This window comes from Kocuria sp. CPCC 205297, assembly GCF_040981035.1.
GTDB lineage: Bacteria > Actinomycetota > Actinomycetes > Actinomycetales > Micrococcaceae > Kocuria > Kocuria marina.
On the sequence record NZ_JAVKPY010000003.1, the window covers coordinates 35,640 to 60,336 of the forward strand.

Below are 24,697 nucleotides of genomic sequence, written 5' to 3' on the forward strand. Positions count from 1 at the left end.
GCCCCGCTACCCGGCCTCCGCGTGCGGTTGCTCAGTAGTGGTAGCGCGCTTGCAGGATGATGAGATCGTCACCCACGACCATGTAGACCAGCCGGTGTTCGGCAGTGATTCTCCTCGACCACGCGCCTGGGGCACTGTATTTCAACTGCTCCGGTTTGCCGATCCCGGGAAAGGGCTCGCGGAAGCACGCATCAATGAGGCTGTTGATCCGCGTGACGATCTTCCGGTCCACGGTCTGCCAGTGGGTGTAGTCCTCTAGGTGTACTGCTCGGGGACGTTGATCAATCGTGAGAACGGCGGCTCTGGTTGTCGCAGGCCGTGTGCGGGCGGTGCTGGTTGTACTGGTGCAGCCAATCCGGCAGGGCGTCGCGTCGTTCTTGCTCGCTGGTGTAGCAGCGGGCGTAGGCCCACCCGTCGGCCATGGTCCGGTGGAAGCGCTCTACCTTGCCGTTGGTCTGCGGCCGGTACGGACGCGTCCGCTTCGGCGTGATCGAGAGGGCCTCGCAGGTGTCCCGCCACAGGTGCGAGCGATAGGCGCCACCGTTGTCGGACAGCACCCGCTCCACGGCGACGCCGCGATCGGCAAACCACGCCACAGCCCGATGCAGGATCCCGACCGCGGTGACGGCGGTCTCATCGTCGTGGACCTCGGTGTACGCGAGTCGTCGTTCGGTTGTGGTCGCCCTGGCGGCGGCTGATGTAGCGCCAGCCGCCGCCGTCGGGGATGTTCCCGAGCTTTTTCACGTCTACGTGGACCAGGGAGCCGGGGTGGGGGTGTTCGTACCGGCGGATCGGTTCGCCAGTCGCACGGTCCACGTGGGAGAGCCGGTTCAGTCGGGCACCGGTCAAGATGCGGTGGACGGTCGAGGGCGCGATGCCGAGTCGGGCGGCGAGCTGCACGGGGCCCTCACGCAGCCGTATCCGCAGGCTGACGCACCGCTTCGTCGTCGCCTTGTCCGTCTTGTTCGGTGAGGTCTTCGGCCGGGACGAGCGATCCTGCATCGACTCGCCGGCGCGATAGCGGTCGACCCACCTCTTCACGGTCGGCCAGGAGACCTGGAAGCGGGCGGCGACTTCGCTGATGGGCCAACCGTCGTCGACGACGAGCTGGGCCACCTTGAGCCGGTGGCGAGGTGTCAGGGTGGCGTTGGCGTGCATCACTCCTCTCCTGCTGCGACGGGCGTCGTCCGCGGCGTTCGGAGTTGCCCCAGGACTGCAAGGAGGATCGTCGTGGCGAGCGGCACGAGTCCGGCGGCGATGAACAAGCTGGCAGCGGCGATGTGTCGGCTGAGGAGTCCGGTGAGTGCGATGGACAGTGGCATGAAGGCGATGGAGATGAAGAAGTCGAGGCTGGCGACTCGGCCGAGCATCTCCAGCGGTACGTGTTCCTGCAGGACCGTGCCCCAGATGACCATCCCGACTCCGATCGACGCACCGTAGACCGCCAGTCCGGCGCCGATGATCCACGGATTGTTGGTGAGTGCGGGGATGGCCAGTGGAAGGCAGCCGAGTGCCCATGCGCCGACCATTACGGGCAGGAAGTGTGAGGGGGTGGGCCATGAGCCGGCGACGAGGGAACCCACCAGGCCGCCGACGCCCAGAGCTCCGAGGACGACTCCGTACACAGCCGGACCGTTGTCATGGGTCGAGCGCATGAGCGCGGGCAGGAGAACTTCCAGCGGGCCGGTCACGACCAGGCCCATGGCGGCCGCCAACAGCACGCTGGAGCGAACCCAGCGCGTGCGGGCGACGTAGCCGAACCCGTCGAGCAGGTCCCGCAGCGCAGAGGTGGCCGGAGCTTCGGCGTCGGTCTCGGCTGAGCAAGGGGCAGGAAGCCGCAGGGCGGCGATCAGGGCGAGTCCGAGCGCGCCGGCGATGAGGTACCCGCCCGCGGCGGGCACGCTCGCGCCGATGACGGCACCGACGACGCCGGGGGCGAGGGTCTGTCCGACCAGCGGCCGGGTGGCCCCTTCGAGCCCGTTGACGGCCATCAGGTCGTCGCTTCCCACGAGGACGGGCACGAGCGCGGTGTAGGCCGGGAAGAAGAAGGCGGTCGAGACGCCGATGACGAACGCGGACACTGCCAGCATCCAGAAAGTGGCCGCGTCGAAGATGGCGGCGGTGGAGGTCGTCGTCGAGGCGGCGAGGTTGACAGTGAGGACGCCGACGATGACGGACTTCTTGGCGACGCGGTCCGCAAGTACCCCGGCGGGCAAGGATCCTGCGAGCAGGCCGATGCCGCTCCACGCCACGACACCCGACAAGGTGGCCGCCGTGGCGCCCAGGTCGAGGGTCTGCATGGCTAGGTAGAGGGCCCAGGCGCCCTGGGCGAAGACGGTGAGCACCATCGCTGCATACAGCGGTCGGTAGCCGGGGACGGACAAGGGGCGAAGCGGGTTCATGGCAGGTCCTTTGGGGCAAGGCTGAGGTGGGGCCAGTCGGTGAGGTCGGCGAGCATCTGCCGGTCGTGCGTGGCGACGATTACGGCGCAGGAGGTCCGCAGGAGCTCGGTGGTGATGTCGTCGACGAGGCTCGATGACAGATGGTTGGCGGGCTCGTCCAGGAGCAACAGGTCCGGGTCCACCGCCAGGCACATGGCCAGATGGAGGCGGCGTTGTTGCCCTTGCGACAGGTGCCCCACGGGTGTGCGGGTTGCCGCGGGCTCAAGCAGCCCGAGTGAGCCGAGGGAGGGTGCCTGTGATCGGCGGCCCTGCGTGGCCAGGTACGTCTCGTAGACCACGTGTGCGGGGAGGGCGTCGTCCCAGTCAGGGACCTCTTGAGACAACAGGGCGACGCGCACCCTCGGGTTCACCCGCAGCTGGCCTGTACTCGGGGCCAGTCGCCGACCGAGAAGCCCCAACAGTGTGGACTTCCCAGCACCGTTCGGCCCGGTGACCACCAACCGGTCTCCACCGCTGATCTCCACCGAGACCGGGGTGGCCAACCGGTCAGTCACGGTGAGCATGGAGGCGTTGACGATGTTCTGACCGGTCCGCGCTGACGATGTGGGCCATGCCAACCGCAGCGGTGGCTCTGGCACGTCGATCTGATGACGCTCCAGGTCCACGATGCGGCGGTTGAAAGCCTGGACCACCCCGGCAGCGCGCGTGGCCCGTTGGTGCTTGCCCGTTCCCTTGCCGGGTCGCCAACCGCCTTGCGACAGGCGGGAGCGTGCGTCGGCGGCGGCGCGGGTCAGTTCCTGATGCCGGGCGACCTGGGCGGCATGGTCTTGCTCCCAGGCGGCCCGTTCTCGTTGCCGCCCTTCGATCCAGCCCTCGTAACCGCCCGCGTAGGTGCGCGGAAGGCCATCGCGGGTCGGGTCGAGGTCCAGGAAGCTGGTCGCCACGTCGCGCAGCAGGGCGCGGTCGTGGCTGACTAAGGCCAGGCCACCGGGGTGGTCCCGCAGGCGCTCGGTCAGGAAGGACAGCCCTGCAGCGTCCAGGTGGTTGGTGGGCTCGTCCAGCAGCAACAGGTCAGGGGTCGATCCGAGGGCGACCGCCAGCCGTACCCGGTACCGCTGACCGACCGACAAGGTCGACAGGACCCGATCGCGGTCGCTACAGGCGTTCAGGCCCGCCAGGGCGATGTCAACACGGCGGTCGGCATCCCAGGCGTCCAGCCGCGTGGCCGCCTCGAGTGCGGCGGAATAGGCGTCGGCCGCGTCATCGCCCGCGGCCAGCGCCGCGGTAGCCACGTCGAGGGCCTGCAGAGCGGCCCTGGATAGGGCTGTCGCCTCGGCAATGAGGTCACCGACCGTGCGATCGCCCTCGGTGGCCATGTCCTGCTTGACCAGGACGAGGGAACCCACCCGGGTCACCACTCCCGAGTCAGGTTTCAGGATCCCCGCCAGTACATGGAGCAAGGTGGTCTTGCCCCGGCCGTTGTCGCCGACGATCGCCAGTCGCGACCCGGTGGAGACGGTGACGTCAGTCCCACTCAGCAGCGGCCTGTCGCCGAGTGTCAGGTGGAGTGATTCAGCGCGGATGTGTGCAGCGGACCCTTGGGGTGTCCCGATCCACGCACATGACCGTAAAGGTTCTGTGGTTGGCATTGCGTACTCTCAGCTCGTCATGGAGCCGGGCACCACAAAGCGGCCGCCCGGCAGATGGCCAAGACGGCAGACGAGAGGTCAGAAGGGTTCCCGCCGCCGTCAGCGGGCGGAACGCAGCTTCATCGAGGCGATGCCTGAGTACATGCGGCCGAGGATACAGAGCCCGGGCGATGCCTCGCAAGTCAACTAACGCCCCCGGTCAGTACATCTAGGCGGACGCGTCCCAGACCGACCTCACGCGGGCCCCGGGGTCTGTTCATCTTGACGGTCCAGTTCGTGGACCTCGGTGGTTCCCGCGGTGGCCCGCTCGTAGGCGTCGAGGAGCCTGCGAGCATTGGCCGGAGACCGGAAGAGGTATGTGGTTTCCTGCCACGCCGCGTACTCGTCCGCCGCCATGAGTACCGCATTGCTTTGGCGGGACACGATCTCCACGGCCCCGCGGTCCTCGTTGACGCGCTCGATCAGGGGGAACAGGGTCTTTCGAAATTCACTGGCGCTCAACGACATGAGATGACCTCCCGTCGGCAATTGGTACAGGATGACGGTGCCACTCCCACCGAGCTTGGAGTCATCTGCCTCCGGTGCATCCTGGCGTGAGTGGCCGGGTACGACGTCCGGACAGGGCCGGGACCGATGCCCGGATCAATCGATCTCTTCGCCGGCGAGGGCCTTGGCGGCCAGGCGCTCCTCCTCACTGACCTCCCACACCTCGTAGGCGGCGTGCAACGCCAGCAGGATGATCAGACATCCGAGGACCAGGTCCGGCCCTCCCGAGCCCGTCCATGCGGTGATCAGGGCCATGACGATGATCGCCACGTTCACCAGCACGTCGTTACGGGCCGAGAGGAACGCGGCGCGGCCGAGGGAGCCGCCGTGGTTGCGGACGCGGGCGATGACCAGAGCACTCGTCCCGTTGATGACAATGGCGCCGAGCGAGGCGAGGACGACGGGCAGCACGTCCGGTGCCACAGGCTCGGCGAACCGCTGAGCTGCTTCCCATGCCGCGAACGCGGCCGGAGCGAGGATCACGACGGCCATGACCTTGCCCATGACGGCGCGCTTGGCCAGGGCCCAGCCGAGCGCCACGAAGATCAACAGGTTGATCGAGGTGTCCTCGAGGAAGTCGACACTGTCGGCCAGCAGCGACACCGACCCTGAACCGAGCGCGACGAAGAACTCGACGAAGAAGTACCCGAAGTTCAGGAGGGCGACCGTGAGCACAGCTCGACGGACCCGGGGTGCATCGAAGGCGCCGGGCGCCTTCCCCGGGTTCTCGTCCGGTTCACTGGGAGCATTCATGGGCACAATTCTCGTCATTGGCTCTCGGGGTCGCCCCGGGGCCAGCGGGTGATCCGGATGGCCTGGGCGGCGTGGGGACATCGATGCCGGTCTCGACCCCCGACGGACGAGCCGCCTGCGGGGTCTCTCGTCAGGGCCGGAAACGTCTCGGCCGCCGCTGGCACCGCGAGCAGCGATACGAGGAACGGTTGGCGAAGCGCTCACGCACGATGACGCCGTCGTCCCCGCCGGCCTCGCAGCGAGGGCACGGCTGGCCCGCACGGCCATAGGCGTTGAGTGACCGGGAGAAGTACCCGGACTCGCCGTTGACGTTGACGTACAGCGAGTCGAAGCTCGTGCCGCCTGCGTCCAGCGCGCGACGCATGACCTCCTGGCACGCCGCCACGAGTGTGTATGTGCGCGGCGCGGTCATGGTCTCGGTGGGCGCGGCCCAGTGCAGGCGCGCCGCCCACAGCGCTTCGTCCGCGTAGATGTTGCCGATCCCGGAAATCAGCCCCTGGTCCAGCAGCGCGCGCTTGAGCCCGGTCCGACGACGCCGCAGCGCCGCGTGGAAGGCCGCGACATCGAAGAGCGGGTCCAGCGGATCGCGCGCAATGTGCACGGCGTGTTCCGGGACCGTGCCGTGGCCGTCCGACGCGGGCACCAGACGATCCAGTAGCATCCCACCGAAGATCCGCTGGTCCACGAACCGCAGTTGCTCTGGCAACGGCTGCCCGGACTCGTCGAGCGCCGGGGACAGCTCCAGCCGGATGCGCTCGTGGCGCGGCCTGGGGTGTTCCGGGGAGGACACGAGCAGTTGCCCGCTCATCCCCAGGTGCACGAGCAGTGCGCGGGAAGGTTCTGACCCATCCGCAGCGCGCACGGGCAACCACAGGAACTTGCCGCGCCGGCACGCGTTGACAACTGTCAGCCCGGTCAGTTCGCGACGGAAATCCTCCGGGCCGTCGGTGTGACGCCGCAGGGACCGGGGGTCCACGACCTCCACGCTCTCCACGGTGCGTCCCACGACCCAGCGGGCGACGCCGCGGCGCACCACTTCCACTTCGGGCAACTCAGGCACGGCGCGCTCAGTTCTCGGTGGCGAAACGTTCGACGATTGCCTCGCACGCGACCGCGGCGGCCGCGCGTTCGGCGGCCTTCTTGGACGTCCCCTCGCCGTGTCCCAGGACATCACCGTGTACGACGACGTCCGCGGCAAAGCGGCGCGCGTGGTCCGGGCCGGTGCCCTCGACCTCGTAGCGCACGGTCCCCAGCTCGTACTGGGAGGCGAGTTCCACCACGCGGGTCTTCCAGTCGCGGCCCTCGTGCAGCACGCGGGTGTCCTCGAGCAGGGGGACGATCAGTCGCAGCACGAGATCGCGCGCGGGCAACGGCCCACACGCCTCGTAGACGGCGCCGATCAGCGCCTCGGTGGTGTCCGCGAGGATGGAGGCCTTCTCGGCCCCGTGCGTGCGGATCTCGCCCTTGCCCAGGCGGATGTGGGGGCCGAGGCCGAGGGTCTTGGCGACCCCGGCGAGCGCGCGGGCGGAGACCACGGATGCCCGCAGTTTCGCGAGGCTCCCCTCGTCCCACTCGGGATAGCGATGGAAGATCTCGTCCGTGACCGCGAGCTGCAGGACCGCGTCCCCCAGGAACTCGAGGCGTTCGTTGTGGACTTCCCCGGGATGCTCGTACGCGTACGAACGATGTGTGAGCGCAATGCGAAGCGTCTCGGTGTCGAGGTCGACACCGAGACGCTCAAGCAGTTCGCCGGGGTCCGGCAAAATGGTCACCTTACGCGTCAGCGACCTTGCGACCCTTGTACTCGTAGAACAAGGGGGTGCCGGCGGAATCGGAGACCAGCTTGGCCTGGTGCGGCAGGCTGTAGCTGACCTTGCCGTTCTCCACGGTCTTCACCAGTTTGGGGGCTTGCGCCTTCCACTGGGAGCGGCGCATCCGGGTATTCGCGCGGGACATTTTCCGCTTGGGAACAGCCACGGCTATCTCTCTTCTCTCGTGTCGGTTGTCGGCTCCGACGCCTGCGGATCCCCCGATTCGGTCATCAGCCCCTGCAGGGCGGACCAGCGGGGATCCAGGACGTCGTGGTGGTGGTCCGGGTCGTTCTCGAGCCGTGCGCCGCACTGGGCGCACAGGCCCGGGCAGTCAGCCCGGCACACCGGTTGGAACGGCAGTTGTGTGATCACTGCGTCCCGAAGCATCGGTTCGAGGTCGATCTCCTCGTCCCGCACTTCATACACTTGCTCGTCCTCGACGTTCTCGTCACCCTGGGGGGACGGATCGAAGACGAAAAGTTCTTGCACGTCGACCGGTAGTTCGTAGTCGATGGGGTCGAGGCATCTACTGCATTCCCCGTGAACGCTCACGATCACGGTTCCGGACACCAGAATACCGTCGTGGACGGATTCCAGGCGCAGCTGCAGATCCATGGGCGCGCCCTCCGGCGAGCCGATGAGCGCCGTACCGAAGTCCTTCGGTGCGGGTGCCTCGACATCCAGGGTTTCCATGGTCCCCGGTCGGTGTTCGAGATCCCTGACGTTGAACGTGAGGGCTGAACTGTTGCGGTGATTCACGAAACTCCTGGCTAACGACACTGGCCGACAGACCACCTTAGCATGCCGACCCTCGTCGGTTCATCCCACGGGCCCCGTCCGGATGTCCCCCGGACGTCCGGCAGCAGGTACATGGCGGCGAAGAACACCGCGATGAGACTGAGTGGCAGGGCCAGGAACAGCACGCGCAGCACCGGGGTGCGGCTGCGACGCGGGGCGTCGCGGATGTCCAAAGCGTCCATGAACAGCAACACGGACAGGATCACTTCCACGGTGCGTTCCACCGAGGTGCTGGTCAGGGACTCGATCAACGGGGTCGAGCTCTACCACCCCGCGGCCATGCCCAGCACGATCAGGGCGATGGGGGCGGAGATGTTCCACCGGGTGAGGCGCCCGGACACGAGCGACCCCACGATGTTGGCAATGAGGATGCGTGAGGAACACGGGCGCGGGGCTCCGAATTCTGGGAGGGCATACGACAGAGGACGCATCGGGTCACCCAGCTGGCGCACCCATCACGCCGGGGACATCTTGCCATCCCCGACCCGGCAATTCCGCCGGGCCCCTCAGCGCCGTTCGATGGCCCGCAGGACGGGGTCGGGAACGAACGACGCGACGTCTCCCCCGAGTGCCGCGACCTCCATCACGAGGGACGAGGACACGTGCAACAGGGACGGCTCCCCCGGCAGGAACACCGTCTCCACGCCCGTGAGGGAACGGTTCATGGTGGCCATGGGCAGTTCGTAGTCGTAGTCCGCGCTGTTGCGCAGCCCCTTGATCAGGGCCACCGCCTCCCGGCGCTCCGCGTAGTCCGCGATCAGCCCCGACGCGAGCGGTTCCACGACCACGGCCGGTTCGTCCGCGAACACCTCGCGCACCAGTTTGATCCGGGTGTCCTCGCTGAAGCGGTGGGTCTTGTTGGGGTTCGTGGACACGGCCACGATCACCTCGTCGAACAGGCGGGCAGCGCGGTGGATCACCGCGCAGTGTCCCAGGTGCAGCGGGTCGAAGGACCCCGGGCAGATGGCGCGTCGCATGGCACCACCCTAGCGGCAGGGGTTCCTAGACTGGGCCCATGATCGCAGACGCTCACGACCACTCGCCCGCGGCCGCACCCCGCGCCGATCCCGCCCGGGAGCTGTCCCGCGCCCAGCCGTGGCAGCGCATGGCCGCAGGCGGCGGGCTGCTGGATCCCTCCGGGGCCCTCCGTTCCACGGTCTTCGAAGAGATGACGGCGCTCGCCACGCGCACCGGCTCGGTGAACCTCGGTCAGGGGTTCCCGGATTTCGCGCCGCCGCAGCCCATGGTCGACGCCGCGGTGGCCGCCCTGCACACCGGGCACCACCAGTACGCGCCCATCATCGGCGTCCCCGCACTGCGCCAGGCGGTGGCTAAGCACCAGCGCGACCACTACGGTCTGCACCTCGACCCCGATTCGCAGATCGCCGTGAGCGCGGGCGCGACCGAGGGCATGACCGCGGCGCTGTTGTCCGTGCTGCAGCCCGGGGACGAAGTGGTCATGTTCGAGCCGCGCTATGACCTCTACGGCGCGGCCGTGGAATTCACCGGCGCCACGCCCGTTCCCGTCCCCCTGCTCCCCCCGACCTTCACGCCCGACCCGGACGACGTGCGCGCCGCGTTCTCCCCGCGCACCCGCGCCGTGATCCTCAACGACCCGCACAACCCCACGGGCACGGTGGCGTCCCGCGAGTTCAAGGAACTGCTCGTGGAGCTCGCCATGGAGTTCGACGCCGTGATCGTGACCGACGAGGTGTACGAGCACCTCCGGTTCGCCGGGTCCCATGAGCCCATCGCCTCCCTGCCCGGGGCTGCGGAGCGCACCCTGAGCGTGTCCTCCGCGGGGAAGACGTTCTCCGCCACGGGCTGGCGCGTGGGCTGGGTGAGCGGCCCGCCCGAGCCGATGCGCGGGGTCATCGCCGTGAAGAGCTACCTTTCGCACAGCGCGGCCGCCCCGCTGCAGCACGCCGTGGCCCATGCACTGAGTTTCCCGCCCGCGTTCTACGATGCGCTGCTCGAGGACTACCGCGAGCGCCGGGACGTGCTCGTGGCCGGGCTGCGGGAGGCCGGGCTGACCCCGCCGGTTCCCGAGGGCACGTTCTTCGCGGTCGCGGACGTGAGCGATCACTACGCGCTCGCCGGGGTGGACAACGCCACGGACCTCGGCCGGCACTGGGCCGAGAACGCGGGTCTGGTGGGCATCCCGGTCTCGGCGTTCGCGGGTCCCGCGAACCGGGGGCTGTACGCGGACTGGCTGCGGTTGGCGTTCTGCAAGCGCACGGACGTACTGCGCGGGGCCATGGCGGGACTCGCCGCCGCGGTCTGACAGGCCGTCACCGGGCGCCGACGACGGCGCGCTCGGCCTCGCGCAGCTCCGGCTCGCGAGGTACCTGAGCCGGTGCAGCTCACCAGGTCGACCGCGCAGGGGCCCGGGTCGACGACGCCAGGGCCGGGGTACCGCCGAGGTCAGTCCGCGTCCGAGGCACCGGGCGCGTCGTCGTCCGCTTCGAGGAACCACAAGCGGGTCTCGCCATGCTCGCCGTCCTCGAAACGGCGCAGGCCGCGGGGCCACGCGGGCTCCTCGGTGTGTGTGGAACGCTCGACCGCGATCACCCCACCCGGCCCCAGCCGACCCGCGAGCCGCGAGAGCGTCCGGGCGAGCTCATCGTTGTCCAGAGGGTAGGGCGGGTCGGCGAGCACGAGGTCCCAGCGGTGGTGCGCGGCGCGGCCCAGGTACCCGGCCACGGCGGACTGCACGGTGGTGATCTTGGTGTCCGGGCACGACGCCGCTACGAGCGTCGCGTTCTCCCGGCACACCGCCGCCGCCACGGCCGCTCGTTCCACGAGCGTGACGGTCGCGGCTCCGCGGCTCGCCGCCTCGAGGCCCAGGGCGCCCGAGCCCGCGAAGAGGTCGAGGACGCGTGCGCCCTCACACATGCCCCAGGCGTCGAGCCGGGCGAACAGTGATTCCTTGACCCGGTCGGTCGTGGGTCGTGTGGCCGAGCCGGGCACCGACTTCAAGCGTTGGCCGCCGGCTCGTCCGGCTATGATCCGTGTCATCCTCGCTCCAGGAATGCTTGTCGGTCCTCGTCCAGGACCCGTGTGATCGCCGCACGCAGGGCGGGGTGTTCGGTGAGCTGCGGGTCGTCGTGGACCACGATCTCCGCGGCGGCCCTGGCACGTGCGACGAGGGCCTCGTCCCGCAGTGCACTGATCCACCGTAGGCCGGAGCGGCCCCCGGACTGGGACGCGCCCAGGATGTCCCCCTCCTTGCGCAGGCTCAGATCGACTTCCGCGAGATCGAAGCCGTCCGTGGTCGCGGCCACGGCGTCGAGACGCGCGCGCCCGGGATGATCGGGGGGCGTGCGGGTCACGAGCAAGCACGTGCCCGGGTGCTCACCACGCCCGATCCGCCCGCGCAGCTGGTGTAGTTGGGAAATCCCGAACCGTTCCGGGTCCGCGATGATCATGAGCGTGGCGTTGGGGACGTCCACCCCGACCTCGATCACCGTGGTGGAAACCAGTACGTCGGTGTTCCCCGCCGCGAAGTCCGCCATGGTGCGAGCCTTGAGTGGCGTGTCCTGGCGCCCGTGCAGCACGGCCACGCGGGCGCCCCGAAGCTCGGGCTGTGCGGCCACGAGCTCGGTGAGCCACGTGACGGTCGCGGGCTCGAGATCCTCCTCTTGCGTCTCGATGGAATCGCGCAGGCTCTCGAAAGGGGGCACCGCGGCGTCATCGCCGATCTTGGGCGCGACGACGTAGACCTGCCGGCCGCGCGCGACGTGCTCCGCGGCGAGCGCCCACACGCGGCGCTCCCAGGCCGGGCCGTGCTCGGCGAGGCCCACGACGAACGTGCCGATGGGTTGGCGCCCGCCCGGCAACTCCCGCAGTGTGCTCACGTCCAGGTCGCCGAAGACCGTCATGGCCACGGTGCGCGGGATGGGCGTGGCCGTCATCACGAGGGTGTGCGGGGCCTGGCCGGCCTTGTCCCGGAGGGCGTCGCGTTGTTCCACGCCGAAGCGGTGCTGCTCGTCCACGACGGCCAAGCCGAGGTCCGCGAACTGCACCGCGTCCTGGATCAGGGCATGGGTGCCCACCACGATGCCCGCGGCGCCGCTGGCGATGTCCAGGAGGGCCTTGCGGCGGGCGGGTGCGGACATGCTGCCGGTGAGCAGGGTGACCCGTGTGGCCTCCGGGTCCCCACCCAGCTGCCCGGCCATGGCGAGGGGGCCCAGTGCGGCCGTGATCTTCTCGTGGTGCTGCGCGGCGAGCACCTCGGTGGGGGCGAGCATGGCCGCCTGACCGCCGTGGTCCACGACCTGGAGCATGGCCCGCAGCGCGACCACGGTCTTACCGGAGCCCACATCGCCCTGCAGCAACCGGTTCATGGGTGCGGTGCCCGCGATCTCCCGGGAGATCTCCTCCCCGACCGCCCGCTGGCCAGGGGTCAGGGCGAAGGGCAGGGAGGCGTCGAAGCGGGCCAACAGGCCGTCCTCCCGCGGGGGTCGTGGGGCGACCGGATGCGCGGCGTGTTCAGCGCGACGGCGCACGAGCTCGGCCTGCAGGACGAACGCTTCTTGGAACCGGAACCGATTGCGCGCCCGTTCGTAGGCCGCCACGGTCTCGGGAACGTGCAGATCCCGGTAGGCCTGTCCCGGTTCCGGCAGTCCCTGCGCGGCGACGACGTCGGGCGGCAGCGGGTCCTGGATCGCGTCCAGGTCCGCGGTGAGCAGTACTTGCTGGACCACCTTTCCGATCCGCGGCGTGGTGAGCTTGCCGGACTCCGGGTAGACGGGGATGGGCATGAGCTCACCGGAGTCCGAGGTGGCACGGGACACCGATTCGGGGGTGTCCACGAGGGCGTAGTCCGCGCCCGCCATCGACAGGTTCCCCCGGTAGAACTCCGGTTTCCCCGTGAACAGGGCGAGCGCCCCCACGGGGAGGTCCTTCTGGGCGGAGTACGCGTTGAAGAACGTGATCTTCAGGTAGGCACCGGAGTCGTCCGAGACCGTGACGTCCGTGAGACTGCGCCGAGGATCACTGCGCATGCGCCGGGTGCTTGTGCTCTCGACGCGTGCGACGAACGAGGTCCGCTCCCCCGCCACCAGGTCCGTGAGCGCCTGGATCTTCCCCCGGCGGATGTAACGCCGTGGCGCGTGGTCCAGCAGTTGGCCCACCGTGGTGATCCCCAGGTCCTTGGCCAGCAGGGACACCGTGGAGCGCGGGGACTTCCCGGGGACGTAACGGGTCAGGGGCTGGTCCAGCAGGTCCGCGAAGGCGGGCAACCCCTGCGGCGCGGCAGGCGCATCCCCGTCCGGCTGGTGGCTGGTCACCGTGGCTCCGCCGCGAGGGACGTCACTGTCACATTGCGCGCGGTGCCGCGCCGGCGCATGAGGTCCAGCGCGGTGTCCGGGTCCGCGACGTGCACGTGGACGCGCCACGTGTACCCGTTCTCGTTCTCACTGACCGCGCTGACGATCACACTGTCCCCGGCGTCGTCGAGCTCATGGCGCAGTTCGGCGGCGTCCAAGGCGGAGAGGTCCATGGTGCCCATGACCTCGTACCCATCCGAGGGCTCCTGCTCGCCACTCGTGAGCGGCAGCGCGTGGTCCCGGACGATGTCCTGCACGGGGTCCGCGGCCGAGTCCTCCCCGCTGAGTTCGGTGCGCAGCGTCGCGAGGATGACGAGCATGCCGAGCGCGCCGGAATCCACCGTGCCGCGTTCAGTGAGCACCGGAATCTGGTCCACGGTGTCGATAACGGCCTGCGTGGCGGCCTGCACCATGAGGTCCAGCCACTCGACGAGCTGCTGATTGGACCCTTCCGCGGCGGTGTCCGGGACGGGTACCTCCCCGGCGGCCTGCAGGACGGAGATCATGGTCCCCGGAACGGGCTCGGTGAGTGCGGACCAGCACCGGACCTGGGCTGCCATGAGCGCCGCCTTGAGCTGCGCGGCGGTCAGCCGCACGCAGCCCTCCACCGCCTGGCCCATGGCGGTCAACGCCACCGCGGCCAGTACGCCGGAGTTCCCGCGGGCCTGTTCGAGGGCGGCCTGGCCCGCGTAGACGAGCAGTTCGCCCACGTCCCTGCCCTCGATCAGGTGCGCGGCCTCCGCCGCGAATCCCACCGTGGCGCTGAGGTTCGCACCGGTGTCCGCGTCCGCGACGGGGAAGACGTTGAGATCGTCTAGGACGTCCGCGTGCTCGCGCAGCCGGCGGTGCGCGGCGTCGAGCCAGTTGCGTATCTCGGTGGTGGACGAGCCGACTCTATGGCTCAAAGTGATCCCATCCTTCGACGACATCGCGACCGAACCACTGCCGTGGGCTCCGGCCCGCAATGGTCACGGTGCCGCGCTCGTGGCCCCGCTGCCGTGCTTCGTTCCCTGCTGACGAGCCACCGCCCCGGGGGCCTTCCTCGCGGGGCAAGGGTGCACACGAGCCTATCGCACGGACCCCGGACGGCAGCGGGGAATCCACAGGGAGCACGGCGAGCAGACCGTGGTCCTCACCCCCCGTGAGCACCCACTGCCACGGGTCCACCCCAACGGCTTCCCCCGCGTGGGCGAGCGTGTGCACCGCGGGTTCCAGGGCCTGCGGGTCCAGGTCGATGCTCACGCCGCTCGCTCGTGCGATCCGGCGGACATCGCGCAACAGACCGTCCGAGATGTCGAGCATGGCGATCGCCCCTGCCCGAGCGAGTTCCGCCCCCACGGAAACGGGCGGGGCCGGTCGCAGTTGGGCGCGGTGCAGCGCGGTCCGTTCGGGCTCGGGGACGCCGTCCCAGCGCCCCGGCACGGGGGTCTGCAGGGCGTCCAGTCCGGCCGCCGCGCGGCCGAGCACGCCCACGTGCACGAGAGTCCCGCCCCGTCCGGCCCCACTGCGCAGTACGGGCTCACCCTCGAGCCTGCCCAGGACCGTGGCCGTGACGGACAGTTCCCGCCCCCACCCGAGGTCCCCGCCCACGAGCGCGCACTCCGCCGCGCCCAGTTCACCGAAGGCCCGCGAGAGTCCCCCCGCGAACTCGGAAACCCATGCGACCTGGGTGTCCCCCGGCATGGTGAGGGACACGACCATGGCCGTGGGCACGGCCCCCATGGCGGCGATGTCCGCGAGGTTCTGCGCGGCGCACTTGTGCCCCACGTCCGCGCCGGTGGTGCGGTAACCGCACGGCCACACGATCGCGAAGTCCTGGTCCACGGTCAGCGTGTCCGTGGTGACCATCACCCGCTCGCCGGGGGCCGCGATCACGGCGCAGTCGTCCCCGGGTCCCACCAGGACGTGCGGTCCGTCCGTGGTGGCGCCCGGGAGGAACGCGTCCAGCAGCTCGGTCTCGCTGAGCTGGGACACGGTGGTCCCGGGCGGGGCGGCGGGCTCGTGCGTCATGTCCCTTACACTAGCGAGCGATTCCGACGGGCACAGTCACCGAACTCCCGGGTGCAGCACCTATCCTGGGTGCCATGATTCCCCCGGCCCCGCAGCACCCGTCCACGCCCACGTCCGCCGCGCAGGCCCCCGGGACTCGGCCGCGGCTGCGCGGCGTCGTACGAGGCGCAGGGCACGACGCCGCCACGGGGCGCGGGAGGGCGCGACCGACGTCGTCGTCCCGCCGCCGCGTGGTCGGCGCAGCTGTGGTAGGTGCGCTCGTGCTCACCGGGTGCGGTTCGACCGTGACCGTGGACGGCGCCCCGGACAACGCCAACCCCGACTGCGCGTCCGTGATGCTCGCGATGCCCGAGTCGGTGAGCGGGATGGATCAGCGGGAGACCTCGAGCCAGGGCACCACGGCCTACGGGGACCCGTCGGCCATGATCGTGCGCTGCGGCGCGGAGGAACCGGGACCCACCACGGACCCGTGCACGAACGTCAACGGCGTGGACTGGCTGATCTCCGAGGTGCCGGATCAGAAGGACCAGTGGCGCGCGGTGACCTACGGCCGTTCCCCCGCGGTGGAGGTGCTCTTCGACAGCAGCCGCGTGCCGTCCTCGACCGCGCTCGTGGACACGGGATCCGCCATGCAGAACATCGAGCAGACCCGGCAGTGCCTGTCCGTCAAGGACACCCTGGAGCAGCAGGGCCGCCCCTAGAAGGCGGCCTCACTCGACCGTGACCTCCACCCGGGCCCACGAGTTGTTCACGTAACCCTTGGGGTTCCACAGCGCTCGCGGTGACTCCGGCTGGCACGCGCCGGTGCTGTCCCACGCGCGGGCCATCAGGACATGGGACCCGGCCCCGGTCACCGGGACGAGTGCCTCCCAGTGCTGCCACGCCCACGGGGAGGCCGCCGCATCCAGCTCGGCCTGGTGCCACGTGCGCCCGTCGTCCCCGGAGACGTCCACGCGCGCCACCGTGCGATCGTCCCCCGCGTACGCGTACCCGGTGACGCGCACCGGACCGCCCGGAACGTGCTCGCGCTCCTCCGGGCTCAGGATGTCGCAGTTCAACGCGACGGATCCCAGACTGATGCCGTCCCCCGGCCCGGCGTGATCCGGGTCCGCCCCGGGCGGCAGGACGCGATAGGCCGTGGCCTGGAAGTAGTTCTCGGACGGGTCCGCGCGCACCGTGATCCCGCGCAACCACTTGACGCTGCGCGCCCCCACGTACCCGGGGACGACGACGCGCACGGGCGCCCCGTGCACCACGGGCAGGGGTTCGCCGTTCATCGCCCACGCGAGCAGCACCTCGGACGACAACGCCTTGGCGAGCGGGATCGACCCGCCGTAGGCCTGCGGGGGATCCGCGAGGTCGGAGACGTCCGAGGCCGTGAACTCCACGTGCCGGGCGCCGTCCGCGACACCGACCGACCGCAGGACGTCGCACAATCGAGCCCCGGTCCACGGCGCGGTGGAGGTGGCCCCGGGTCCCCACGGGTCCTCCCCCGGGATGTCACGCACGGGCAGGAAACCGGCACGGCGATTGCCCGCGCACTGCATCGTGGCCGTGAGCGTGTGGTGCGTGAACTCCTCCCGCAACCGTTCCGGCGTGAAGCTCGCGGGCTCGTCGACGAGCCCGTCGACCGTGACCGCCCAGTCCCCGGGGTCGTTCTCGGGCACCGGGCCGTGATTGCGCACGTAGAAGGAATCGGGGGTCGTGATCGGATCGTGGAGTCCCGACCGGGGTGGTTCCGCGTTGTACGGGTGGGTCTCGTGGACGATCATGTCATCGCGTTTGTGCCACACGGGGTGCCCCTTCCGATCCCGGCGTTCACGCAACCCTCACGCGGCGTGCGTGGGCGGATTCAGCGCAGCCCCACGGGCCGTTCGAGCGCCAGGGTGATCAACTCGTCGATCAGTGCACTATACTGCAGCCCGCTCGCGTCCCACATGCGCGGGTACATGGAGATGGGGGTGAACCCGGGCATGGTGTTGATCTCGTTGATGATCACGCGGTGATCGGGCGTCACGAAGAAGTCGCAGCGTGCAAGCCCCTCACCGTCCACGGCGTGGAACGCGCGCACCGCCTCGCGGCGCAGCGTGTCGATCACGTCCTCCGGGAGCTTCGCGGGGCACGAAAGTGCAGCGCCGTCGTCCTCAAGGTACTTGGCCTCGAAGTCGTAGAACGCGTGACCCTGCACCTCGATCTCCCCGGGCAGGGACGCGCGGGCATCGTCGGTGCCGTGGCCACCCAGGACGGCGCACTCGATCTCACGGCCGTCGATGCCCGCCTCGATCACGAGCTTGCGGTCGTGTTCGCGCGCGGTCTCGATGGCCGCGTCCAGTCCCGAGGGGTCGTCCACCCGGGTGATCCCGAAGGACGACCCGGCGCGCGCGGGCTTGACGAAGACCGGGAAGCCCAGCTCGGCGACGGCGCGGTGCACGCCCTGCGGGTCGGTGCGCCACGTGCGGTCGTGGACCACGGTGTACGGACCCACCTCGAGTCCGGCGGCCTGGAACGCGAGCTTCATGAAGTGCTTGTCCATCCCGATCGCCGAGGCCGCCACGCCGCACCCCACGTACGGCAGGTCCGCGAGCTCGAGCAGCCCCTGCAGGGTCCCGTCCTCACCGAACGGACCGTGCAGCAACGGGAAGACGATGTCCACGTGACGGCCGCGGGTCAGGGCGGCACCGTGCTCGTCCGAATCGTGGATCAGCAGCCGGCTGTCCCCCGTCTGCAGGGGCAGGCTCACTCGTCGTCGCCCCACGGGCAGCTGCGCCATGGGCTGCTCGTCCAGCAGCGCCTCGAGTTCCTCCTGGGAGTACAGGAACCATGCGCCGTCCGTGGAGATCCCCACACTCACCACGTCCCACGTGTCACGGTCGATGGCCCGCAGTACCGAGCGCGCCGTGATGAGGGAGACGGAATGTTCCGACGAGCGCCCGCCGAACACGACCGCGACACACGGCTTACTGCCCGCGGCGGTGGACTCGGGGTTCTCGTGGGTGGTGCTCATGCGCTGTTCCCTTCGGATTTCAGATCGCGGCCCAACAGCCTGGGCGCCAGTTCGTGGACCGGAACGTCGTTGCGCAGTACGCTCACCACGGCCTCCGTGATGGGCATGTCCACGCCGTGGCGGCGCGCGAGGGCGAGGACCGCGGGGGCGGACTTGATCCCCTCCGCGGTCTGGGTCATGGCGTCCTGCACCTGCTCGAGGCTCAGTCCGGCCCCCAGGAGCCTACCGGCCGTGTGGTTGCGGGACAGGGAGGACGAGCACGTGGCCACGAGGTCGCCCATCCCGGACAACCCCGACAAGGTGGTCAGGTCGCCGCCCAGCGCCAGGGCCAGCCGTGTGGTCTCGGCCAGGCCGCGCGTCATGACCGAGGCCTTGGAGTTGTCCCCGTAGCCGCGGCCGTCGCAGATCCCCACGCACAGGGCGATCACGTTCTTCACGAGACCGCCGATCTCGGTGCCGATCACGTCCGTGTTCGTGTAGGGCCGGAAATAGGGTGCGGCACAGCAGCGCGCAACCCACGCGGCGGTGTCGTGATCGGTGGCCGCGACCACGGACGCCGTGGGTTCCTCCCGCGCGATCTCCATGGCCAGGTTGGGCCCCGAGAGCACGCACGTGCGCCGGGCCCACTCCTCCGCGGTGCGCTGCGTGTGTTCGGCGAGCACCTGAGCGATCACCTGGGTCATCCGCAGCCCGGTCCCGGATTCGAGTCCCTTGGCCAGGGACAGGATCACGGCCTCCGGTTCCACGTACGACGCCGCCGCGCCCAGTTGCGCGCGCAGCGATTGGGCGGGGATCGCGGCGACCACGAGGTCCGCTCCCGCGAGCGCCGAGCGCAGGTCGCTCGAGTACTCGAGGGTTTCCGGTAGCTCGATCTCCGGGACGTAGCGGTCGTTGCGGTGCTCGCGGGCGATCCGCTGCATCGACTCGGAATCGCGGCCCCACAGACACACGGTGTGCTGGGCGCCGGCATCCGCGGCGGCGTCCGCGAGGACCTTGGCGAACGTGGTGCCCCACGAACCCGCTCCCAGCACGGTGACCTTACGGGGACCGTTCGGATCCGGCGTCACGGGGCCACCTTCCCGGCTCGCGGGTCGAAGAGCTCGCGCGGTGCTTCTTCTTGCCGCAACTCACCCAGCAGATCGGTGATCGCACCCATGATGGATTCGGTGGCCTTCGTGAGCTCGTCGGAGGACGGATGACCAGGGCGCTGGAGACCGCCGGGGACGAGGTCCTCCGGGTGCATCGGCTCTCCCACGAGCACGTCCACGCGCTTACGGGGCCACAGGCTCACCGTGCGGTGACCGCTGGGGTCCCGGTACAGGATCTCCTGGTCCCCCCAGTGCGCCATGGGCACCACCGGGACGCCGGCCTTGAGCGCGAGACGAGCGGCTCCCGTGCGCCCGCGCATGGGCCACATCTCGGTGTCCAGCGTGATGGTGCCCTCCGGATACACGATTACGGCGCCGCCGCTGTCGAGTTCGGCCAGGGCGGCCACCAGGGAGTCCTTGGCGCGCGAGGTTCCGCGGTACACGGGGACCTGCCCGATCTTCGCGATGATGGTGCCCACCACCGGGACCCGGAACAACGACTCCTTAGCCAGGAACCGCGGCATGATCCCGGACGCGTAGACCGGGTAGGCCACGGTGATCGGATCGAGCTCCGTGAGGTGGTTGGCCACCACCACGAAACCGCCGGAGTCCGGGAAGTTCTCCCGGCCACGCCAGTGGGATCTGGCGAACAGTCGGTAGACGGGGATCACCATCCCCGCAAGGACGCGGAACGTTGAACGCTGCGAGGTCCTACTCATCCGGGCTGTCACTCCTTGCTGGACGGATTGCAGTTCCCTCGATCGGGTGAGCCGTGCGGTGCGGGCGGGGGCTCACCGCTCGTCGACGGTGAAGTTCGCGCCCAGCCCACCCAGTTTGTCGGTGAAGTGCTCGTAGCCGCGCTTGATCAGTTCCACACCGGTCACGTGCGAGACGCCCTCCGCGGACAGCGCCGCGATCAGGTGGGAGAACCCGCCGCGCAGGTCCGGGATGTGGATGTCGGTGGCGTGCAACGGCGTGGGGCCGGAGATCACGGCGGAGTGCAGGAAGTTGCGCTGCCCGAAGCGGCACGGCACCGAGCCCAGGCACTCGCGGTGCAACTGGATCACGGCGCCCATGCGGTTGAGCGCGCGCGTGAAGCCGAAACGGTTCTCGTACACGGTCTCGTGCACGATCGACACGCCCTTGGCCTGGGTCAACACGACCACGAGCGGTTGCTGCCAGTCGGTCATGAATCCGGGGTGCACGTCCGTCTCCACGATCAGGGGGTTGAGGTCCCCGCCCGGGTGGTAGAAGCGGATGCCGTCCTCGCGGATGTCCAGCCCACCGCCCACCTTGCGGAAGGTGTTGAGGAAGGTCATCATGTCCGCCTGCTTGGCGCCGGCCACGAAGATGTCACCACCGGTGGCCAGTGCCGCGGAACCCCACGACGCCGCTTCCATGCGGTCGGGCAGCGCGCTGTGCACGTACCCCGTGAGTTCAGGAACGCCCTCGATGCGGATCACACGGTCCGTCTGCACGGTGATGAGCGCGCCCATCTTCTGCAGGATCGCGATCAGGTCCATGATCTCGGGCTCGGTCGCGGCACCGCGCAGCTCGGTATGGCCCTCGGCACGCGTGGCGGAGAGCAGCACCTGTTCCGTGGCCCCCACGGACGGGTACGGCAAGTCGATCTTGGCGCCCTGCAACCCGTGCGGTGCACTCATCCGGATCCCCGAATCGAGCTTCTCCACCTTGGCGCCGAAATTGCGCAGCACCTCGAGGTGGTAGTTGATGGGTCGGTCACCGATCCGGCACCCGCCCAGGTCCGGGATGAACGCCTCTCCCAGTGCGTGCAACAGCGGGCCGCACAGCAGAATCGGGATCCGCGAGTCGCCGGCGTGGGCGTCGATGTCCGCATGGCGGGCACGAGTCACGTTGGTGGGGTCGAGCGTCAACTCACCCCGCGCGTCGTCGCGCGTGACCTCCACACCGTGCAGGCTCAGCAGGTCCGTGACGACCTTGACGTCCTTGATCTCCGGCACGTTGCCCAGCGTGGAAGGAGTGGAGCCGAGCAGCGCGGCCACCATGGCCTTGGGAACCAGGTTCTTGGCGCCGCGTACCGTCACCTGACCCGACAGCGGAACGCCGCCGGTGATGCGCAAAGAAGTCATGACCTACCGATCTGCGGGAAGGGATCTCCCGGGCGCGGAACACGCACGGGACCTCGACATTCTACCGGCTCGAACCGCTGATCGGTCCAGCCGCCACTCAGGTTCGGGCGGGCAGCGTGGTGGGCTTGAACGCGGGGCGGGTGCACTCGTACGCATCGATGTCCGCCTCATGCTGCAGGGTCAACCCGATGTCGTCGAGACCCTCCATGAGCCGCCAGCGGGTGTAGTCGTCGATCTGGAAGGGCACCGTCACGGGCCCGCACGTGACGGTGCGCGACTCCAGGTCCACCTGGATCTCCACGCCGGGCTGCTCCTCCATGAGCTTCCACAGCAGCTCTACGTCCGACTGGTCCACCTGCGCCGCAAGCAATCCCTGTTTGCCCGAGTTGCCGCGGAAGATGTCCGCGAAACGGGAGGAGATCACGGCCTTGAACCCGTAGTCGCGCAGCGCCCACACGGCGTGCTCGCGCGACGACCCCGTACCGAAGTCCGCGCCGGCCACGAGCACGGAAGCGTTGCGGTACTCGGGCTGGTTGAGCACGAACTCGGGGTTCTTGCGCCACCCGGCGAACAGGGCGTCGTCGAAACCGGTCTTGGTGATGCGCTTGAGGTAAACGGCGGGGATGATCTGGTCGGTGTCCACGTTCGACTGCTTGAGCGGGGCACCCACGCCCCGGTGGGTGGTGAACTTCTCCATGGCTGTGTCCTTTTCTGGTGGTGTACGTCGCGGCGGGTTGCGGGGCTCAGGCCACCGGCTCGAGGTCCGACGGCGCGCTGAGGGTCCCCCGCACGGCCGTGGCAGCCGCGACCACCGGCGACACCAGGTGGGTGCGCCCGCCCTTGCCCTGGCGCCCCTCGAAGTTGCGGTTGGACGTGGAGGCGCAGCGCTCCCCCGGTGCCAACTGGTCCGGATTCATCCCGAGGCACATGGAGCATCCCGCGAAGCGCCAGTCCGCGCCGAAGTCCGTGAACACCTTGTCCAACCCCTCGGCCTCGGCCTGCAAGCGCACCTTGGCGGAACCGGGGACAACCATGACCCGCACGTTCTCGGCCTTGCTGCGGCCCTTGACGATCGCCGCGGCGGCCCGCAGGTCCTCGATGCGGGAGTTGGTGCACGAGCCCAGGAACACGGTGTCCACGGGGATCTGCTTCATGGGTGTTCCGGCTTCCAGGCCCATGTACTCGAGGGCGCGCCGCGCGGCGTCCTTGGCGTTGTCGTCCCCGGCGTCCTCCGGATCCGGGACCGCCTGGGACAGCGGCACGCCCTGACCCGGGTTGGTGCCCCACGTGACGAACGGCTCCAGTTCATCCGCGTTGATGAACACTTCGCGGTCGAACGTGGCGCCCTCGTCCGTGCGCAGGGTCTTCCAGTACTCCACGGCGGCGTCCCAGTCCTCACCCTGTGGCGCGTGCGGGCGGCCCTCGACGTAGTCGAACGTGGTCCGGTCCGGCGCGATCATCCCCGCCCGCGCACCCGCCTCGATCGACATGTTGCAGATCGTCATGCGCGCTTCCATGGACAGGGAGCGGATCGCGGACCCGCGGTACTCGAGCACGTGACCCTGCCCGCCGCCCGTGCCGATCTTGGCGATCACGGCCAGGATGATGTCCTTGGAACTGACCCCCGGCTTGAGCGTGCCCTCCACATTGATGGCCATGGTCTTGAACGGTGCGAGCGAGAGGGTCTGGGTGGCCATGACGTGCTCCACCTCGGACGTGCCGATCCCGAACGCGAGCGCCCCGAAGGCTCCATGCGTGGATGTGTGGGAGTCACCGCACACCACGGTCATCCCCGGCTGGGTCAGCCCCAGCTGCGGACCCACCACGTGCACGATCCCCTGTTCGGCGTCCCCCAGAGAGTGCAGCCGCACACCGAATTCCTCGCAGTTGCGGCGCAGCGTCTCGATCTGCTTGCGGGAGGTCTCGTCCGCGATGGTCGAGAAGATGTTTTCGGTGGGCGTGTTGTGATCCTCGGTCGCGATTGTCAGATCGGTGCGCCGCAGTCCGCGTCCGGCCAGCCGCAGGCCTTCGAAGGCCTGGGGGCTCGTGACCTCGTGGAGCAGGTGGAGGTCGATGTAGATCAGGTCGGGGCGTCCGGCCTCACCCTGGCGCACCAGGTGGTCGTTCCACACCTTCTCCGCCAGCGTCCGCGGCGCGGTGGTCTGTGTGCTCGTCATCTCGTCACTCCTGCTCGTGTCCTGGCGTGCGGTGGGCGACGCCGCGTGGGCGGCGTTCGCGCGTCCCGCACGTGACCGTTGCCATCATGGTCATCGCTCGCGGCGAGCAGTTCCACTCCTCGGACTTGCTTCTCGCATTGTGAGACGGCAATATCAAGGCATGGACACGACGCACGCGATGGATCCTTCCGGAGCCCCCCTGGGCTCTCCCCTGGGCGGCCGAGGGACGGGCTCGGGCATGCCCGAGGAGTCCTCGTTCTCCCCCTCCGGCGTGGGGGTCATCGACAAGGCCTCCCTTATCCTGGACGCCCTCGAGGCCGGCGCGGCCTCCCTCGCGGATCTCGTGGAGACCACGGGGCTCGCGCGACCCACCGCCCACCGGCTCGCAGTGGCGCTCGCCCATCACCGGTTCGTGGGCCGGGACGTGCACGGGCGCTTCGTCCTCGGGTCCCGCCTGGTGGAGCTCGCCTCGGCCGCGGGTGAGGACCGGCTGATCTCTGCCGCGGCCCCCGTGCTCCTGCAGTTGCGGGACAGTACCGGTGAGTCCTCCCAGGTGTTCCGCCGCCAGGGCGAGTGGCGCGTGTGCGTGGCCTCGGCCGAACGGCCCATCGGCTTGCGCGACACGATCCCCGTGGGCACCCAGTTGTCCATGAAGGCGGGCTCCGCCGCGCAGGTGCTCGTGGCGTGGGAGGACCACGCGCGCCTGATCGAGGGGCTGCATCACGCGCGGTTCTCCGCCACGACCCTCGCCGGGGTACGACGCCGCGGCTGGGCCCAGTCGATCGGCGAACGCGAACCGGGGATCGCCTCGGTCTCCGCGCCCGTGCGTGGACCCTCGGGCAGGGTGATCGCCGCGGTGTCCATCTCGGGACCCATCGAACGCCTGTCCAAGCAGCCCGGTCGGAAGCACGCGGACATCGTGGTCCAGGCGGCCCGGCACCTCTCGGAGGCCGTGCGCGTCAGCGCCGCGTGAGCCCGCGGGCGCAACCCGGGCCGGGCGCATCCGCAAGGGTGAGCC

Annotated in this window: 26 protein-coding genes and 1 pseudogene; 3 read left to right on the top strand and 24 right to left on the bottom strand. The window is 69.6% G+C overall.

Translation table 11 applies throughout. From position 1 onward, the window contains the following. Nucleotides 1-31: 31 nt before the first annotated feature. The 13 genes and pseudogenes from RF650_RS03145 to coaD form a co-directional block, all read right to left on the bottom strand. The gene (locus RF650_RS03145; RefSeq protein ID WP_131332715.1) at nucleotides 32-286 is read right to left on the bottom strand and encodes a Txe/YoeB family addiction module toxin; all 255 of its coding nucleotides are present in this window, start codon (nucleotides 284-286) and stop codon (nucleotides 32-34) included. Next, nucleotides 256-1,161, bottom strand: a pseudogene (locus tag RF650_RS03150) (IS481 family transposase). Before RF650_RS03150 ends, RF650_RS03145 begins: the two are co-directional and overlap by 31 nt. After that, entirely contained in the window at nucleotides 1,158-2,402 is a 1,245-nt protein-coding gene (locus tag RF650_RS03155) for an MFS transporter (protein ID WP_368814062.1), read from the bottom strand. The pseudogene RF650_RS03150 and the gene RF650_RS03155 overlap by 4 nt, the downstream one beginning before the upstream one ends. Beyond that, nucleotides 2,399-4,051, bottom strand: a complete 1,653-nt coding sequence (locus tag RF650_RS03160) for an ATP-binding cassette domain-containing protein (RefSeq protein WP_368814063.1) — start codon at nucleotides 4,049-4,051, stop codon at nucleotides 2,399-2,401. The genes RF650_RS03155 and RF650_RS03160 overlap by 4 nt, the downstream gene beginning before the upstream one ends. A 234-nt stretch (nucleotides 4,052-4,285) precedes the next feature. Next, nucleotides 4,286-4,558: a type II toxin-antitoxin system Phd/YefM family antitoxin gene (locus tag RF650_RS03165; protein ID WP_368814064.1), complete on the bottom strand. Its 273-nt coding sequence runs from the start codon at nucleotides 4,556-4,558 to the stop codon at nucleotides 4,286-4,288. Nucleotides 4,559-4,693: 135 nt separating this feature from the next. Continuing rightward, a complete protein-coding gene (locus RF650_RS03170) occupies nucleotides 4,694-5,350 on the bottom strand; it encodes a cation transporter (RefSeq protein WP_082943200.1) in 657 nt (218 codons plus the stop codon). A gap of 130 nt (nucleotides 5,351-5,480) precedes the next feature. Continuing rightward, nucleotides 5,481-6,410 (bottom strand): bifunctional DNA-formamidopyrimidine glycosylase/DNA-(apurinic or apyrimidinic site) lyase, encoded by a 930-nt coding sequence (gene mutM, locus RF650_RS03175; protein ID WP_368814065.1) that lies wholly within the window; start codon nucleotides 6,408-6,410, stop codon nucleotides 5,481-5,483. Nucleotides 6,411-6,417: 7 nt separating this feature from the next. Next, entirely contained in the window at nucleotides 6,418-7,122 is a 705-nt protein-coding gene (gene rnc / locus RF650_RS03180; protein ID WP_064845668.1) for a ribonuclease III, read from the bottom strand. A 1-nt stretch (nucleotide 7,123) separates the two neighbouring features. Further along, entirely contained in the window at nucleotides 7,124-7,327 is a 204-nt protein-coding gene (gene rpmF, locus RF650_RS03185; protein ID WP_012398114.1) for a 50S ribosomal protein L32, read from the bottom strand. 2 nt (nucleotides 7,328-7,329) lie between these two features. Further along, on the bottom strand, nucleotides 7,330-7,920 hold the full coding sequence (locus RF650_RS03190) for a DUF177 domain-containing protein (protein WP_064845669.1): 591 nt from the start codon (nucleotides 7,918-7,920) through the stop codon (nucleotides 7,330-7,332). A gap of 11 nt (nucleotides 7,921-7,931) precedes the next feature. After that, on the bottom strand, nucleotides 7,932-8,210 hold the full coding sequence (locus RF650_RS03195) for a hypothetical protein (RefSeq protein ID WP_368814066.1): 279 nt from the start codon (nucleotides 8,208-8,210) through the stop codon (nucleotides 7,932-7,934). Nucleotides 8,211-8,222: 12 nt separating this feature from the next. Further along, entirely contained in the window at nucleotides 8,223-8,390 is a 168-nt protein-coding gene (locus RF650_RS03200) for a hypothetical protein (RefSeq protein WP_165489780.1), read from the bottom strand. A gap of 75 nt (nucleotides 8,391-8,465) precedes the next feature. After that, nucleotides 8,466-8,936: a pantetheine-phosphate adenylyltransferase gene (gene coaD / locus RF650_RS03205; RefSeq protein WP_098056114.1), complete on the bottom strand. Its 471-nt coding sequence runs from the start codon at nucleotides 8,934-8,936 to the stop codon at nucleotides 8,466-8,468. A 38-nt stretch (nucleotides 8,937-8,974) separates the two neighbouring features. On the opposite strand from coaD, the gene RF650_RS03210 reads away from it, so the two are divergent. Then, nucleotides 8,975-10,243, top strand: a complete 1,269-nt coding sequence (locus RF650_RS03210; protein WP_368814067.1) for an aminotransferase class I/II-fold pyridoxal phosphate-dependent enzyme — start codon at nucleotides 8,975-8,977, stop codon at nucleotides 10,241-10,243. 140 nt (nucleotides 10,244-10,383) lie between these two features. On the opposite strand, the gene rsmD is transcribed toward RF650_RS03210, so the two are convergent. The 4 genes from rsmD to thiL form a co-directional block, all read right to left on the bottom strand. Further along, nucleotides 10,384-10,977, bottom strand: a complete 594-nt coding sequence (gene rsmD, locus RF650_RS03215; RefSeq protein ID WP_312918559.1) for a 16S rRNA (guanine(966)-N(2))-methyltransferase RsmD — start codon at nucleotides 10,975-10,977, stop codon at nucleotides 10,384-10,386. Then, complete coding sequence (locus RF650_RS03220) at nucleotides 10,974-13,181, bottom strand: ATP-dependent DNA helicase RecG (RefSeq protein ID WP_313362090.1); 2,208 nt, start codon at nucleotides 13,179-13,181, stop codon at nucleotides 10,974-10,976. Before RF650_RS03220 ends, rsmD begins: the two co-directional genes overlap by 4 nt. 65 nt (nucleotides 13,182-13,246) lie before the next feature. Then, nucleotides 13,247-14,194: a DAK2 domain-containing protein gene (locus tag RF650_RS03225; protein WP_368814068.1), complete on the bottom strand. Its 948-nt coding sequence runs from the start codon at nucleotides 14,192-14,194 to the stop codon at nucleotides 13,247-13,249. Continuing rightward, on the bottom strand, nucleotides 14,184-15,299 hold the full coding sequence (gene thiL, locus RF650_RS03230) for a thiamine-phosphate kinase (protein WP_368814069.1): 1,116 nt from the start codon (nucleotides 15,297-15,299) through the stop codon (nucleotides 14,184-14,186). The genes RF650_RS03225 and thiL overlap by 11 nt, the downstream gene beginning before the upstream one ends. A gap of 74 nt (nucleotides 15,300-15,373) precedes the next feature. On the opposite strand from thiL, the gene RF650_RS03235 reads away from it, so the two are divergent. Continuing rightward, nucleotides 15,374-16,000, top strand: coding sequence for a DUF3515 family protein (locus tag RF650_RS03235; RefSeq protein WP_368814070.1), 627 nt, complete (start codon nucleotides 15,374-15,376; stop codon nucleotides 15,998-16,000). A gap of 9 nt (nucleotides 16,001-16,009) precedes the next feature. Here the strand turns inward: RF650_RS03235 and RF650_RS03240 are convergent, their stop codons facing one another. From RF650_RS03240 to leuC, 7 genes are all read right to left on the bottom strand, one after another. Beyond that, complete coding sequence (locus RF650_RS03240; RefSeq protein WP_368814071.1) at nucleotides 16,010-17,092, bottom strand: sulfite oxidase; 1,083 nt, start codon at nucleotides 17,090-17,092, stop codon at nucleotides 16,010-16,012. Between the two features lie 59 nt (nucleotides 17,093-17,151). Continuing rightward, the gene (locus RF650_RS03245) at nucleotides 17,152-18,303 is read right to left on the bottom strand and encodes a D-alanine--D-alanine ligase family protein (protein WP_035964592.1); all 1,152 of its coding nucleotides are present in this window, start codon (nucleotides 18,301-18,303) and stop codon (nucleotides 17,152-17,154) included. Beyond that, nucleotides 18,300-19,370: an NAD(P)H-dependent glycerol-3-phosphate dehydrogenase gene (locus tag RF650_RS03250; RefSeq protein ID WP_368814072.1), complete on the bottom strand. Its 1,071-nt coding sequence runs from the start codon at nucleotides 19,368-19,370 to the stop codon at nucleotides 18,300-18,302. Before RF650_RS03250 ends, RF650_RS03245 begins: the two co-directional genes overlap by 4 nt. Next, on the bottom strand, nucleotides 19,367-20,110 hold the full coding sequence (locus RF650_RS03255; protein ID WP_098054707.1) for a 1-acyl-sn-glycerol-3-phosphate acyltransferase: 744 nt from the start codon (nucleotides 20,108-20,110) through the stop codon (nucleotides 19,367-19,369). Before RF650_RS03255 ends, RF650_RS03250 begins: the two co-directional genes overlap by 4 nt. A 72-nt stretch (nucleotides 20,111-20,182) precedes the next feature. Beyond that, a complete protein-coding gene (gene murA, locus RF650_RS03260; RefSeq protein WP_064845678.1) occupies nucleotides 20,183-21,502 on the bottom strand; it encodes a UDP-N-acetylglucosamine 1-carboxyvinyltransferase in 1,320 nt (439 codons plus the stop codon). A gap of 97 nt (nucleotides 21,503-21,599) precedes the next feature. After that, nucleotides 21,600-22,199, bottom strand: a complete 600-nt coding sequence (gene leuD, locus RF650_RS03265; RefSeq protein WP_368814073.1) for a 3-isopropylmalate dehydratase small subunit — start codon at nucleotides 22,197-22,199, stop codon at nucleotides 21,600-21,602. Nucleotides 22,200-22,245: 46 nt separating this feature from the next. After that, nucleotides 22,246-23,679, bottom strand: coding sequence for a 3-isopropylmalate dehydratase large subunit (gene leuC, locus RF650_RS03270; RefSeq protein ID WP_098054710.1), 1,434 nt, complete (start codon nucleotides 23,677-23,679; stop codon nucleotides 22,246-22,248). Nucleotides 23,680-23,917: 238 nt separating this feature from the next. Here leuC and RF650_RS03275 point away from each other — a divergent pair, with 238 nt between their 5' ends. Beyond that, nucleotides 23,918-24,652, top strand: a complete 735-nt coding sequence (locus RF650_RS03275) for an IclR family transcriptional regulator (RefSeq protein WP_165489845.1) — start codon at nucleotides 23,918-23,920, stop codon at nucleotides 24,650-24,652. Nucleotides 24,653-24,697 lie beyond the last annotated feature (45 nt).